Source organism: Shewanella sp. MMG014, from assembly GCF_018100775.1.
Lineage (GTDB): Bacteria > Pseudomonadota > Gammaproteobacteria > Enterobacterales > Shewanellaceae > Shewanella > Shewanella japonica.
In genome coordinates, this window is the sequence record NZ_JAGJDZ010000003.1 from 388,058 (window position 1) to 403,181 (window position 15,124).

The following is a 15,124-nucleotide window of genomic DNA, read 5'->3' on the forward strand; positions in this document are numbered from 1 at the left end:
ATTTCTACATAGAGAGATATCGTTCGATTTAATCGACTGATAGGTGTGTTTTATTGCAATTTTTATTCTAAATTTTAGTTGCTAAAGTGGCTTTAACATTTTTAATAGAGACACTTAAGATGAAAGTAAAAAGCAAATTTACCGCAAGACCTGCAATGGATGGTGATGGCGTAAACATTAAGCGAGTGGCTGACTTTATAAATACTCGCTTTGATCCTTACTTAATGATCGATGAAATTAAGTCAAACGACAAGCAGGATTTTATTGGTGGATTTCCACCTCACCCTCATCGTGGTATTGAAACGTTTACCTACTTAATAAAAGGCGGCTTTGAGCATCGTGATCAGCTAGGGAATGTTAAAGCCATTCGCAGTGGTGACGTGCAGTGGATGAGTACCGGCAGCGGCGTTATTCATTCTGAAATGCCACTCGCTGATGCCAATGAAGGGCTGCATGGTTTTCAAATTTGGCTGAATATGCCAGCCAAAGACAAGATGCGCCCAGCGATATATCAAGACACGGCAGGTAACCCTAATCCTACGGTGAGCAACAGACATGGCGCTTCACTCAAAGCGCTGGCTGGAAACTGGCAATTTACAGACTCGAAGGAAACAATAGAGGCCAGTATTCAAGGTTTAGCGGGTCAAGGTGCTATTGCTGATGTGACGTTATCGAGAAATGGCCAAGCCAATATTGATTTGTCCGCACACCACAGTGTCAGTGCTTATATCTATCAAGGTGAACTTACCTATATTGATACCAAGGGCGAACAAGCAGTGGCTAAACAAGGTCAGTTAGTGGTCATTGAGCCGGAGAGAAATACTCATTTACAGGCGGGAAATCTGGATAGTGGCTTATTACTGTTGGCTGGTCGTCCAATCAATGAAGAAATTGTGCACATGGGACCATTTGTGATGAACACTCAAGCAGAAATCAATCAAGCCATTGATGATTATCAGCAAGGGCGATTTGGTGAAATAGCGTCATCTTTTTGAGTGGTTCATGACGTAATATTCAAATAAATGTCAGCGATTAGCGGATAAAATTGCTACAATAGCTATTCTAACATTTGGCCAAGGTATTTTTCCTTGGCCGAGTTGTTTCTATTATCCCAATTTTGCTTTGATATCAGAGGATATTCACCTTGAGTCAGTCTACTGAACAGGCCGCTAATACGGCTTTCGCATCACTTAATCTGAAACCAGATTTGCTTGATAACCTAAAAACCATGGGCTATGAGTCTATGACTCAAATTCAAGCAGAAAGCTTACCCGCGATTATTGCTGGTGATGACGTAATTGGCCAAGGAAAGACCGGCTCAGGTAAAACTGCTGCGTTTGGTTTGGGCTTACTCAATAAGTTGAATGTGAAACGTTTTCGTATTCAAACTATGGTGTTATGCCCAACTCGTGAGTTGGCAGATCAAGTTGCCAAGGATATTCGTACGCTAGCTCGTGGCATACATAACGTGAAAGTACTGACGTTATGCGGTGGCGTGCCTATGGGGCCTCAAATTGGCTCGCTTGAACATGGCGCACATATTATTGTTGGTACGCCAGGGCGTATTGTTGATCATTTAGATCGCAATCGTTTAGATCTTAGCAATGTGAATATGTTGGTATTAGACGAAGCCGATCGCATGTTAGAAATGGGCTTTCAAGATCATATTGATCAAATTATTGCTGAAACGCCGCATGAAAGGCAAACACTGCTTTTCAGTGCAACCTTCCCTGAGCAAATTCAGCAAATTGTTGAGCAAATCATGTATAAACCACTGATGGTTAAAGTCGAGGCTACTCATGATAATCATACGATTGAACAGCATTTCTATCACACAGAAGACAACCAAGCTCGTTTAGAAGCGTTACGTTTATTGTTATTAGAGAAACAGCCTGAAAGTGCAGTGGTTTTTTGTAATACTAAACGTGAAACGCAAAAAGTGGCCGACACATTAGCTGAGCAAGGTTTCAGTGTTTTAGCCTTGCATGGCGATTTAGAACAGCGCGATCGCGATCAAATGCTACTGCGTTTTGCTAACCGTAGTGCGCGTATTTTAGTGGCGACTGATGTGGCATCGCGTGGGTTAGATATCGAAGATTTAGAAGCGGTGTTTAATTATCACATTGCTTACGACACTGAAGTGCATATTCACCGTATTGGTCGTACAGGCCGTGCTGGTAGTAAAGGCGCTGCATACACTTTCTTTAGTCATTCTGATGGTCACAGAATGGTTGAAATTGAAGAGCTTATCGGTAAAGAAATTGATGGTGAAACACTGCCTTCAATGAATGTGCTTAATAAGCAACCGCTTGAAGCGGAAATGATCACCATTCAAATCGATGCAGGTAAAAAGCATAAAATTCGCCCTGGTGATATTGTGGGTGGCTTGACGGGTGAGAACGGTATTAATGGTGCTGATATTGGCAAGATTAAAGTGACAGATATCCGCTCATTTGTTGCTGTGAAGCGTGATGCATCTAAAAAAGCATTGAATAAAATAACCAAAGGACGATTAAAAGGTAAGACTTACCGTGCTTGGTTTTTATAATTAATGGTCACGATTAATTGTGACTAACAACAAGCGAGAATGAGTCATATCATCCTCGCTTTTTTACATTACTCGATTTGTTTTAAGCGACAAATAACAGCATTCCAAGCTTTATACTGGTTATCATTGCCACATAACTACATAAAATAATGCTGCGCTTATGTCGGCGTGGCAATAATTCCTCAATACTCAGCGTTGATTGATTAGTATTAGCGGCTAATTTTGTTTGATAAATCCTTGAGCGCCAGACGACAAACCAGCTTACTCTCGCAAGATAATCAATTCCATTCAGTCGAAACATCATGGTCGAAAACGGATTTAAAAAGATATTTTTAGAACCCAATACCCGTTTAATATTGACGGGTTCTAGCACTTGGTTTTCAGCTGAGGGAGGCGAATGATTGATCGGTTTTTGGTTCTGAATAAGATCTGTTGTTAGGGTAAAACGACCCGTCCAACGGTCGTAATTTGCATTAATGACACTGCCATTAAGTTGGTGTGATTGAGTATCGTAACGGGTAATCTTCATCTCTTGGTGACATCCTTTCAACCAACTAATTTCTAATCATTTATATAATCTTATTAGGATGTTAGTCATCGAACTAGCTATTATGAAGTAAGTTTAATTTCATCATCGATATGAGATTAAACTAGTGAATGACGAACACATAAGGTCATTACAGCTTGATCAAAGATAGTCACTGCTTAGGCGACACTAAAAAATGAGTTGATTGAGGTGCGATTATTTGGCGCCTTTTTATCAAATTCAACTTTGTTGGTGATATTGGCACTGTGTAAAATATTGCCCGAATAAATCACTAACCTATTGGGTTTGGCTTCAATGCTGAATACCTTCTCAAATAGCTCATCTGAGTCATTAATATATCCATTACGTGTCACAGCTGCTTGCTTCACTTCATCGACCATTTTTAAAATTATGTCTTTGTCGTCTTGAGATAAATGCAGTGTGTCAGCACCTTTGTAGCGGTAAAAGTTAGTACCACCTAATTGCTGATCGTTTAGGTAGTGAACTGCGGCCATGTCATGTGCTGATAATGAATCAAAGTGCGGCATTGTTTGAGTCGCATTTAGCTGCAAGGGACTAAGAGTGACTTTTGAAAGCCAGCATTTGGCTATTTTATGTTGCTTAAATTGTTCGCCATTAGGTTGCTGTGAGAGCTTGTCTATGAGCAATGATAAGCTTTGATAATAGGGTTTGGGCATTTCATCACGCACCCCTGGAAACAAAGTGCCGTCAGCACCTACTGGATTAAAATAGGCTTTTTCTTTGCTGTAACGGACTAGGGCATCAAAATCAGCGATAAAGTTATCGATAACCCATACAAGATGGTTTGAATGTGGAATCGGGTTTACTTGTATCTGTAATTCTGTATTGATCTGATGCATGGTCAGTGTGTTCCTTCACATTATTGACGTCCCGCTAACGCATGAATATTGACGTATTAAGATGGCGGTATGGTTAATTTTACTTGAATTGGGTATTTAACTTAGTCGTAAAACGACATCAAAATCACTCACAGCTTTGCTGTCATCTGTTGAGCATTGCTCAATTCACTTGTTTGTACGTCAATGACGTTTTATTGGATCATGATTGAAGCAACGTTGAGTGAGTTAGTCATCAGCGCCATGAGAGTGGTTTTGACCATAAGGTTTCAAATCAAGTTGAGTGGAGGTTATTGGTTTTAATTGGTTTTTTATATTGGGCTTTAGTCTGATTTCAACGAGCTAAGCCCTTATTGTTCAAGAGACTAGGCTCGTTTAATTCAACGTGGGTATATTTTATTGTGATTGCTCGCCTTCGCTGCCTGCTTCTTTAGCTTCTGAGAGCATATAAATCAGAGTTTCACCGTCATTAGCACTGGCAAGATAAGACCAAGAACTCACATTATTGCCGAGTTCACTTCCTTGCAGTTGTTGACTTGCGAGCATCCAACCATTGGGTTTCAGTTCAATACCTCTTATTTCGCAAGTGGTGGTTTTACAATTCACAGCACTGATGTTCACCATATCGGCATATTCACTTAAAGCAAAAGAATCTAACAAGGCTTGCTCTCTTTCATTCGCCCAATTGGGATCGATTTCCGCTTGATGATGGCGTTTAAATAAGGAAACCATTTCTCCTTGTTGCGAGGAGACGATATCGGCATAGGCTGCAGGTACCCATACACTGGCTTGCTCGGCAGTGATGGCGTCAGGTTCTTGGTGAAAAGGTGATGTCGCTTGTCCTGCTTCATCGATCTCATTATAGGCAAGTTCAACTTGCTGCTCTAATAAGCCAAGTGAGGCATTCATTGAATCAATCAGCGTATTTTTTTCATTAAGTTGTTGTTTCAGGTGCTCGATTTCTTGTTTTAGCTCCGTAACCAAATCAATTGAGCTAGAATCAATCACTTTTGCTACCGAAACTGAATTATTTTGCTCAGCGTCTTCATCACTATTATGCGCGGTAGGTGGATTGGTTTGAACTTGATTCAGCTGACTTTTACCCATTTGTAAGCCAACAAATAGGCTGCCTATTGCTAAAAGCAATACCACAATGAATAAACCTGTATGTTTCATAAATCTTCCATGAATGAAATTGTTTAATTTTCATTCATTATGATGGACGAAGAGCGTTAATCTGGCAACTTTATTGAGGAGGGAAGCTTATGAATCAAACGCTGGAACAGGCAAATAAAAAAGGCATGAAAGGTGTACTTTCATGCCTTTAAGACAAGGTGTTAGTGACTGATTAAGTTAAATGTTTAACGTCTAATGCGCTAACATCTAGCGTCTAGCATTCGCGTAAGGGTCGACTTTGCCTTGAGTTGCCGTTTGGTCATTACGACCTTGGCGTCTTCTTTGTGGCTTTTTACTGCCTTCCGCTTGAGCTGTTTCAGCTTCAGCTCGAGCACGGGCGCGTTGGCGCTGACTTGGCTTATCTGTATTGCCTTTTGGCGCAGGACGTTGTCCTTGTTTTTGCCCTTGTCCTTGCTTTGGCTTGTTAGCTTGGTTGGCATGCTTACGGCGATTTGGGTTTGGCTTCTTATGATTCGCTGTGCGATGTCCGCCTTTTAAACTTGCTTCAGGTAAATCGTGACAAGCTTCGTAACCTTCAATGAGCTTACGTTCAACAGTACGCTTGATGAGCCTTTCAATGTCATGGAGTAACTTCACCTCTTCGTCACTGACAAGTGATACAGCTAAGCCTGTTGCCCCCGCACGACCTGTACGACCGATACGATGAACGTAATCTTCTGGTACATTCGGCAAATCAAAGTTCACCACAAATGGCAATTGATCGATATCGATACCACGAGCTGCAATATCAGTTGCAACCATAACTTGTGCTTTACCTGCTTTAAAATCGGCTAGGGCTTTCGTTCTCGCGCCTTGGCTCTTATTACCGTGAATAGCAACGGCATTAATCCCTTCGGCATCGAGGTTTTTAGCTAAACGGTTAGCGCCGTGTTTCGTACGTGAAAAGACTAACACTTGATGCCAATCATTTTCTTTAATTAGCTTAGTTAGAATACGAGCTTTACGACTTTTATCGACAGCGTAAACACATTGTTCAACCGTGTTGGCTGTGGCGTTGCGTGGGGTCACTGAGATTTCAACTGGGTTGTTCACTAAGCCTTTAGCAAGTTCACGAATTTCATCAGAAAAGGTTGCTGAGAACATTAAGTTTTGACGTTGCTTTGGCAACATGGCCAATACTTTTTTAATGTCTCGGATAAAGCCCATGTCTAGCATGCGGTCAGCTTCATCTAAAATCAGTACTTCAAGTTGGCTAAAGCTCAACGCTTTTTGTTGGCATAAATCCAATAAACGACCTGGGGTCGCTACTAAAATATCAACACCGTTTCTTAGTGTTGAGATTTGAGGGTTAATGGATACGCCACCAAACACCACGGCCGATTTTAGCGGTAAGTTAGTGCCATATGTTGAGACGCTTTCAGCAACTTGGGCTGCCAGTTCGCGTGTTGGAGTAAGCACTAAAGCACGAACTTGGCCGCGCTTTGCTCGTTGACCTTTAGAGAGTAATTCTAACAAAGGTAAGGTAAATCCAGCGGTTTTACCTGTCCCCGTTTGCGCAGCAGCCATGACATCTTTGCCTTCTAATACGGCTGGAATAGCTTGCTCTTGAATTGCAGATGGAGTGTCGTAACCTTGTTTTTCAACAGCTTTTAAAATTGCTGTACTTAAGCCTAGTGAGGCAAAACTCATAGAATGATCTCTTTGGGCAACACTGATGTTGCTATGACTAAATAGGGTGCCACTAAATGGCGGCCGTGAAGCTTACCTGAAACACTGCTAGAGCGCCATTAAATCGATTAAATATTCTTCTTTTATTGTCGCTTATAGGTAAATATTCGATTATGGGGTTTTAAGCCTATTTTTTAATGAATTAGTTTTAATCTTAAGTGCTAAAGCAGATTATTTTACATACAATGAAATACAATAACTTAGCAGGTTGTTTCTCATCATTGTCAACGACATCAAATGCAAGGGAGGTGCAAGTATGAATCGAAAATCAGCAGCACAATCCCATATCGAAAGCACCATTGCCAGCCTTCGTGAGCATTCTAGCTCAGTGATTAAAAATGTGTTGTTAATGTCGAATATTCCTACATTCGACGTGCAACAGGCTATGCACTCGTTACATCAGCATGGCCGAGTAGCACTTCACTTTCACCCAGACCGTCTTGATAGCCGAGGTATATCCGTCGTTGCAGGACTGCTTAAAGATGGGGTGTATAAAAGCCAATTTGAAACGCATATATCCAATGGTCAGTTATCACCTGAACTAGGTGGACCGCGTGATCATTGGGAGAATCAGCTTTTTGGTCAGTGTTACTCAGGCGTGAAACAGCGACCTAAATATGGTGCGTTAGATATTGGTTTGTGCCCTATGGGGCCAGCGCCTCGATTTGGTAGCTGCTATTTTCTTACACATGCGCAATTACTGTCTCGCTGCACTTTTAGTTATATGGATTCATATCGCTTACCTAAGGAAAAAGGCACATTAGCGAATTTTGAAGTAGTGTTGGCTGCGTTATTGAGTGAATGTTTTGAGCGTCAATATGCGTTAGGTGTTAATAACATTAAGCCTGCAGATATTGTGGATCATGTTAAGCAGCAATTACCCCTCGGGATTCAGAGGCGCTTTTTAAGACCTACATCGGCTAATTTGGATCATTACATCGAAGCGCAGATTCATGGTGAGGTTTCTTTAGATGACGATATTGCTTATTTGGTGGCGGATCCAAGCTTTAAAGCAACAGATACTGGCGATGTAATGCAATTGCTTTGCGATGAATATGATATTGAGCTGCTTTGGCACCCTGGTTACCAACTTGAGGTGGGGCAAGTACCCATTGATTTTCGTGGAGCGACTATGCCTGAATTAGCTAAGGTAATAGCCCGTGATAATAAGATTAATGCAGAAGTGATTGGCCGTGCTGCGCAAGTATTAACCGAAACTCCAGTTGCATGGAGTGAACGTAGTAAGCAGGCACAGCAGCTACAACAACTAAAATTGATGTGGCATGTATTGGTTAAATTTGGTGCTCAACTACCTCAAACATAATGGTTAACTAAGCCCATTTCTATGATTGAGTTTCAGCTATTATCAGAGTCAGAGTGTTAGCCAAAGCGGTATGTTGCTCCTCCTTGACGTTTAGATTTATACATAGCGAAATCAGCTGCTTTGATAAGTTTATCAAAATCTTCACCCGAATCTGGATAGGTGGCGATGCCGACACTGCAGTTGAGAAATAATGATTGGTCATTCAGGCTAAATGGGGTATCAAGTGTTGCAATTAATACCTCTGCCATCTGAGAAATATCATTATTGTCAGTAACATCTTCAAGTAATAATAAGAATTCATCAGCCCCAATTCTGGCTAACGTATCTGACTCTCTAATGACCCGTTGTAACCTTGAAGTGATCTCTACTAACACTTTGTCAGCTTGCAGGTGGCCAACAGCATCATTCACTTTTTTAAATTCATCTAAGTCAATGTATAACAGGCTGAATCGAGTTCGTGTGCGTTTGCAACGCTCGATAGATTGCTGCACTCGATCCATTAATAAATAGCGGTTAGGTAGCGAAGTGAGTTGATCATAGCAGGCTTGGTTCAATTGCAGCTGCGACTGATTGACCCGTTGAGTGATGTCACGATTGACGATCAATGCGCCAATAAACATCTGGTTGTCATCAAATAAAGGCACACAAGTTGACGCTTGCCAACCCATTGAGCCGTCTTGATGTAAAAAGCGCAATTCACCGGACCATTTGCCATGTTGCTCTAACGCATTATTGACCAACTCTGTCATCGTGGTGCTATCTTCTTGCAGAAGCAGTTGGGCAATGGGTTTCTTAATAATGTCTTTTTTAGCGTAGCCATACAAATCCTGTGCGCCATCATTCCAATCGATAATGAATCCAGCGGCATCTGTGATTATGACGGCGTCAAATAAGTGATTAAAGGCGTGCGCTCTGCGTACTAAAAGATCAACATCCATATTAATGTACCTTCTTTATCCCTATTAGAAGAAAGTGGACTGGCAACATAGGTTATATCGTTTTCATCATGGCAATAATTGAAGGGGTGATATACTTTTCCTCTCCAATTAGGGGTCAAATCGCACTAATATTAACGGCAAAGATGAACAAATATTTAGCTTATTTTTTCTGTGCTAATAACGACTATGGCTTAAAATTATAGTTCATCATTAACACAGTGTTTATTAGCAATGTGTGAATCAGTTAACACTTCTCTGTAAACGGCTGTTATCTCGGCCGTTAGCTTGCGATACTGCGGCAATTTTCCTCATTAGTGCTGTCATTTTCAGGAATAAAATGGATAAAAATCTAGAAAAATCTCTCGGCCAATGGCTTAAAAAGCAAAAGTCTTCTTGTGGCATATTCTTGAAGCTCAGCATTTTTACTGGGGCACTAAACGGTGTCGCAATAGTAATACAAGCCTATTTGTTGGCTCATGTTTTACACGGTGTGATCATGCTTGAAGCGCCAATGAGTCAATTCACTAATCAATTTATCGCACTGGTTGTACTCATTTTAGTGCGAGCTGGACTTGCATATGCTCGTGAGCGATTGAGTTTTGAGGCTGGTAAGCGATTACGTCGAGATATTCGTGAGGCGGTTTTAAACAAGCTCACAGAATTAGGCCCAGCATTTATCAAAGGGAAACCTGCTGGGGCTTGGGCCAGTATTGTGCTAGAGCAGGTAGAAGACTTACATGACTTTTACGCCCGCTACTTACCGCAAATGATGCTCGCAGGTTTTATTCCACTGATTATCTTGGTGTCAGTATTTCCGATGAACTGGGCTGCAGGGGTTATTTTATTTGCAACAGCGCCATTAATTCCTATGTTTATGATTTTGGTGGGGATGGGCGCTGCTGATGCTAACCGTAAAAATTTCAGCGCGCTATCTCGTTTAAGTGGCCATTTTATGGATAGGTTAAAAGGGTTAAGCACCCTTAAACTGTTCCACCGTGGCGATACGGAAGTGAATAAAATTGAAGCTGCGTCAGAGGACTTTAGACAACGAACCATGTCTGTACTTCGAATGGCTTTTTTAAGTTCGGCGGTGTTGGAGTTTTTTGCGGCATTATCTATTGCAGTATTAGCTGTGTATTTTGGCTTTAGTTATTTAGACCATCTTAATTTTGGTCATTATGGCGCAGGAATTAGCCTGTTCACCGGCTTGTTTATTTTGATATTAGCCCCAGAGTTTTTTCAACCATTACGTGATTTAGGGACTCATTATCATGCCAAAGCTCAGGCTATTGGGGCGGCAGAGGCGTTAGTTGAATTGCTTGAGCACCCCAACCCGTTGAAGCAGGTTGATGGTAAGTTTAGTGAGCAAACCGCACAGCACCATCAAGTGTCGTTATCAAAAATCGCTATCACAGCCACAGACTTTGAGGTGCTCACCTTGTCAGGAGAGCGGCTACTCGGCCCAATTTCATTTGAGATCCAATCGGGTCAAAAAGTTGCTGTTGTTGGCCCAAGCGGAGCTGGCAAAACCAGTTTATTGAATGCGTTGCTCGGTTTTTTGCCTTACAAAGGCTCACTCAATGTTAATGGCGTTGAATTGAGTGTGATAGATAAGCAGCAATGGCGAACGCATCTTGCTTGGCTTGGGCAAGATCCTCAGCTATTTCATGGTTCAATCCGTGACAATGTGTGCCTAGCGAATCCAGAGTTAAACGACAATCAAGTAATGGGGTTGTTGGAAAAAGCCAATATTGCAGAGTTTGTCTCCAGTCAGCAACAAGGGCTCGATACCATCATTAGCGATCAAGCATCAGGGATTTCAGTTGGGCAAGCGCAACGTATTGCACTGGCTAGAGCCTTAGCTCAACCCGCAAGCTTATTCTTGCTTGATGAGCCAACAGCAAGCTTAGATAGCCATAGCGAGCAGTTAGTCTCAAGTGCCCTGAACGATGCGATGACATCGCAAACTTGTATTATGGTGACGCACCGCTTAGAGCAATTACAACATATGGACAATATTTTAGTGATTGATAATGGCTCGCTGGTTCAGCAGGGGCATTATGCAGAACTTAGCCAACACAGTGGCTTATTCAGCAGCATGCAACAGCAAGATGATAATGATGTTTTGCTCAGTCTTTCAGAGCCAGCTGATAATGAAAAGGAGGGCGCGTAATGAAGTCATTATTGCCTTTCATTAAGCTGTTTAAGCGTCAGTGGTTCATGATGCTGATTGGCCTTTTTCTCACTTGCACTACGATTATTGCAGGCATCGGCCTCTTGTCATTATCGGGCTGGTTTTTATCGGCGACTGCGATAGCGGGCTTAACGGCGGCCACGGCGTTAGCGTTTAACTTTTTTACCCCCGCTGGTGGTGTACGTTTTTTATCTATCGCCCGCACAGCAAGCCGCTATGGCGAACGATTAGCAACACATGAAGCGACCTTTAAATTACTCACCGAGTTACGTGTATGGTCTTGGAAAAAGCTATTCCCATTAAGTGCTAGCAACCTACAAGGTTTGAGGCAAGGGGATATGCTTAATCGGTTAGTGGCCGATATCGATACTTTGGATCATTTATACTTGCGATTATTAGTACCAATGTCTGCATCATTGCTGACGGTCGGTGCACTATATGCCTTTATCGCTTGGTTTGATGCCACACTCGCTATCAGTTTAACGGTTTGGTTATTGGCTGCATGGTTAATTTTACCGTTAGTGTTCTATCGTTTGGGTAGAAAACCCGGTGAAGCGGTTGTTGATAATAAGCGCCGTTTTCGGGTGCTGGTGCTTGATGTGATTCAAGGTCAGGCAGAGTTGACGCTGTTTTCGGCCAATGCTCGCTACCGTGAAAAGCTACATCAAGCAGAGCTAGCGCTCTTCAATAGCCAAGCTGCAATGGCGCATATTACTGGTTTGAGCCAAGCCTTATTGATTATGGTCAATGGCGCAGCTGTGGTGATGATGATGTATCTTGCAGGTCAAGGTGTGGGTGAAAGCGTACCGCCAGGCCCATTAATGGCTATGATGGTTTTTGCCACCATGGCGACCATTGAAATGATGATGCCGATTGCTGGCGCATTTCAACACTTATCTGGTTGTGTATTAGCGGCAAAACGGATCTCTGAAGTGACTGAGCAAACTGCAGATATTAATTTCGGAGATGTTGGCCAGTTACCACAAAGTGAGCTTATTCTTAACGATATTCAGTTTGGTTATCAAGCAAACAGCCCAGTATTGTCGGCACTCAACCTGCACATACCTCAAGGGAGTAAAGTCGCGTTATTGGGCGCAACAGGCTGTGGCAAGTCGAGTTTATTAAGCTTGATCACACGTGAGTGGCAGCCGCAGCAAGGGCAAATTACCTTAGGCGGTCTAGATATTGCTGAATATGATGAAGCCACACTGCGAGCATCTATGACTGTCGTCAGTCAACGCATTCATTTATTTGCGGGCACAGTGAGAGATAACCTCTCGATTGCCTTACCCCATGTCCCAGGTCAAAAAAGGCGTGCGAATGATGAACGCTTAACTGAGGTACTGAACCAGGTTGGACTTGAAACCTTATTAACCTCTAAAACGGTTACCGATCGAGGTGAAGAGATTGGCCTAGATAGCTGGATTGGTGAAGGCGGCAGACAGTTATCAGGCGGAGAGCAGCGCCGTATTGGGGTCGCTAGAGCCTTACTACGTGATGCGCCAATCTTGCTACTTGATGAGCCAACAGAAGGACTTGATAAGCGCACCGAACGTGAAATCTTACGTTTATTATTTACCTTAGCAAAAGGCAAAACCATGTTGATGATAAGCCACCGTTTAACCGCCATGGCTGAAATGGATTGTATTCATATGATGGAAAACGGAAAAATCAAAGCCAGTGGCCGTCATCAACAATTAATGTCAGACAATACTGATTATCAGCGCTTGTATCAGCATTTAGGCAAAGAAGCGTAATAGGACTGTTCTTGTTTTTGTTATCGTTTAAGAAGCTGTTGGAAAGCACTTTTTGAAAGGTTAATGGCGATAAAAAACGCTAATCGATTTGGGTAACAACCAAGCGGTTAGCGTTTTTAGTTTCAGCCTAAATTGAAGTTGGGTATTGTTAGGTTGGGAATGAGGCGGACAATAAAGTTTGCTTTGCCCCTCCACATATCTCTTAAGCGATTAATTAATCTCCCATATGCTCATGGTTATTATGCTTCCTTGTATCAAAGCTATCAGCATCTTCGCCACCACGAGATGGCTTTTGAGATTTATAGGTTTCATCAAAGCTACGATGAAAGAACCAAATTCCAATTGCAGTAATAAAAGGTACCAGCCAAATTAAAATAATTTGTGCAATTTTTTGCCCTTTTTCAAAATCATCACGTTTAAATGTAGAAACTGATACTAAGATATTCAAAACTACAGCAACCAAAAGAATAATGTACAAATATTCCATTTCCCGATTACTCCATTTTACTCATAACGTCAAAAAATTAGTCTGGTCAGAGTAAACTTTAAAAGGTTGATTGAGGCACATTCTTGAATGGCTTTTTCTTCCTTAAATGGTGTTCTCAATAATGCTTTTGAGACTAACTCACTCTGTCCTTATTAATATATAAATAACCTGTTTTGTATATTAAATTCAATGCTTTATTTTTCTTGGTTAATTGGTGATAGACCATAACCTCAATCTAATCCATTGCCTGCCGCAGGCTTATGTGCAGATACAACTGCGAGACGCTGCAAGTACGTCCATGTAAGCTCTGCCAAAACATCCATGTTTTGGAAGCTCGCCGCTGCATCTACACTGGGATTATTGCCTCTTCGATTTGACAGTATTTGTTAATAATAGGCACTAAAAATTTTTAGGCTCAATTCAAATTGAACATTCAAAGAAGATCAAAATCAGTTTAAAGCTTTACAGAATGGGTTATGTAACAACAAATGAACTTGCAGGCTCGATGTTCCCCATTGAATATGCATGAGGCTTGCTCGCTTTTAAGAGCAATTTCGTAGGGGCGACAAGGCTCTTATGAAAATCAGCGAAAAGGGAAATGCTGTTGTTTCCCTTTCGTCGGGTGTGGGCGAAGCGCCACGACGTTGGCTTATTCAAAGTTATAACTTCAAAATGATAACTAAAAATTAGGATAAAACTCAGTTAACCATTTGATGCATCTGCTTATTATCAATAATCCTTACAGCTTTAGTCTCTAACGATGGCTCACTTACTAACTCAGTATTTGATTTAACAGCAGCTGCCAACATGTTGTCAGCCACAAGTTTCCCTGTAATGGGTTTGTACTTGACTAAAGGGCCAATAAATACCCCTGATGCAATAGCAAAAAACTTCTGGCCAATATCTTCTAAAGTGCGCTTATCAGCACGACTCCCTATTAACAAACTTGGCTGAAAATAGTGAATGCTGGTTATAGGCAGTAGCGCTAAATCACGCTGTATTTCACCTTTAATACGATTATAAAATACCTTTGAATTGGGATTAGCATTCAGTGCGGTAACAACGAATAACGCTGTGCCATTATCACTTTGATGGGCCACAACCAATCTGCCAAAATCGAGTACAGCTTGGTAATCGACTTTTATGAAGTTAGCCTGACTACCAGCTTGCTTCATCGTGGTACCTAAACAGCAAAAAGCATGGTCGATTTTTACGGGTAAACTAAGTGTAGGTATTTGATCTAACTGGGCTTGCATAAAGCACAACTTGGCAGCGCCTTGCTGAGTAGTGTTGATAGTGGGCCGACGACGGCCAATCACAACCACTTGCTCATAAGCCTCATTAGCCAGTAGCTCTTGTAATAGCAGCTGACCAATTAATCCTGTTGCGCCAATGATGACAGCGTTCATTTTATTCCCAGATCATGTAATCGCGTAAGACTTATTTTAACAGGTTTTCATTTTTAATAGCTTCCATTGATAAACCAGATGTTGTTTGAATATTGGTGATAACTAACTTAAATTACTCAAAAGGCGCGTTTAACTTGTGTATTAATCTCAGATACCGCACTATTTTAGTTGCTGGTTTCAGCTACCCCCAAGGAGAAC

General features: G+C 41.7%; 12 protein-coding genes. 5 read left to right on the forward strand and 7 right to left on the reverse strand.

All coding sequences use genetic code 11. The annotated features are described in order from the left end of the window. Positions 1–119 precede the first annotated feature (119 nt). Both J8L86_RS06980 and dbpA read left to right on the forward strand, forming a co-directional pair. Complete coding sequence (locus J8L86_RS06980) at positions 120–995, forward strand: pirin family protein (RefSeq protein ID WP_211029499.1); 876 nt, start codon at positions 120–122, stop codon at positions 993–995. Positions 996–1,144: 149 nt separating this feature from the next. Further along, on the forward strand, positions 1,145–2,548 hold the full coding sequence (gene dbpA / locus J8L86_RS06985) for an ATP-dependent RNA helicase DbpA (RefSeq protein WP_211029501.1): 1,404 nt from the start codon (positions 1,145–1,147) through the stop codon (positions 2,546–2,548). An 82-nt stretch (positions 2,549–2,630) separates the two neighbouring features. Here the strand turns inward: dbpA and J8L86_RS06990 are convergent, their stop codons facing one another. From J8L86_RS06990 to J8L86_RS07005, 4 genes are all read right to left on the reverse strand, one after another. Next, complete coding sequence (locus tag J8L86_RS06990) at positions 2,631–3,077, reverse strand: hypothetical protein (RefSeq protein WP_065109497.1); 447 nt, start codon at positions 3,075–3,077, stop codon at positions 2,631–2,633. A gap of 176 nt (positions 3,078–3,253) precedes the next feature. Beyond that, a complete protein-coding gene (locus J8L86_RS06995) occupies positions 3,254–3,955 on the reverse strand; it encodes a DUF6445 family protein (protein ID WP_065109498.1) in 702 nt (233 codons plus the stop codon). Between the two features lie 393 nt (positions 3,956–4,348). Further along, the gene (locus J8L86_RS07000; protein WP_065109499.1) at positions 4,349–5,128 is read right to left on the reverse strand and encodes a hypothetical protein; all 780 of its coding nucleotides are present in this window, start codon (positions 5,126–5,128) and stop codon (positions 4,349–4,351) included. Positions 5,129–5,335: 207 nt separating this feature from the next. Continuing rightward, positions 5,336–6,778, reverse strand: a complete 1,443-nt coding sequence (locus tag J8L86_RS07005; RefSeq protein WP_065109500.1) for a DEAD/DEAH box helicase — start codon at positions 6,776–6,778, stop codon at positions 5,336–5,338. 295 nt (positions 6,779–7,073) lie between these two features. Here J8L86_RS07005 and J8L86_RS07010 point away from each other — a divergent pair, with 295 nt between their 5' ends. Continuing rightward, the gene (locus J8L86_RS07010; protein ID WP_211029503.1) at positions 7,074–8,141 is read left to right on the forward strand and encodes a DUF3626 domain-containing protein; all 1,068 of its coding nucleotides are present in this window, start codon (positions 7,074–7,076) and stop codon (positions 8,139–8,141) included. 56 nt (positions 8,142–8,197) lie between these two features. On the opposite strand, the gene J8L86_RS07015 is transcribed toward J8L86_RS07010, so the two are convergent. Beyond that, positions 8,198–9,079 carry a GGDEF domain-containing protein gene (locus J8L86_RS07015; protein WP_211029505.1) on the reverse strand — a complete coding sequence of 294 codons (882 nt, stop codon included), beginning with the start codon at positions 9,077–9,079 and terminating at the stop codon, positions 8,198–8,200. 337 nt (positions 9,080–9,416) lie between these two features. Here J8L86_RS07015 and cydD point away from each other — a divergent pair, with 337 nt between their 5' ends. Both cydD and cydC read left to right on the forward strand, forming a co-directional pair. Next, positions 9,417–11,252: a cysteine/glutathione ABC transporter permease/ATP-binding protein CydD gene (cydD, locus tag J8L86_RS07020; protein ID WP_211029507.1), complete on the forward strand. Its 1,836-nt coding sequence runs from the start codon at positions 9,417–9,419 to the stop codon at positions 11,250–11,252. After that, positions 11,252–13,030 carry a cysteine/glutathione ABC transporter ATP-binding protein/permease CydC gene (cydC, locus tag J8L86_RS07025; protein ID WP_211029508.1) on the forward strand — a complete coding sequence of 593 codons (1,779 nt, stop codon included), beginning with the start codon at positions 11,252–11,254 and terminating at the stop codon, positions 13,028–13,030. The genes cydD and cydC overlap by 1 nt, the downstream gene beginning before the upstream one ends. A 214-nt stretch (positions 13,031–13,244) precedes the next feature. On the opposite strand, the gene J8L86_RS07030 is transcribed toward cydC, so the two are convergent. Both J8L86_RS07030 and J8L86_RS07035 read right to left on the reverse strand, forming a co-directional pair. After that, positions 13,245–13,517 (reverse strand): hypothetical protein, encoded by a 273-nt coding sequence (locus J8L86_RS07030; protein ID WP_119967999.1) that lies wholly within the window; start codon positions 13,515–13,517, stop codon positions 13,245–13,247. A gap of 698 nt (positions 13,518–14,215) precedes the next feature. Then, positions 14,216–14,926, reverse strand: a complete 711-nt coding sequence (locus tag J8L86_RS07035) for an NAD-dependent epimerase/dehydratase family protein (protein ID WP_211029510.1) — start codon at positions 14,924–14,926, stop codon at positions 14,216–14,218. Between the last annotated feature and the right edge of the window lie 198 nt (positions 14,927–15,124).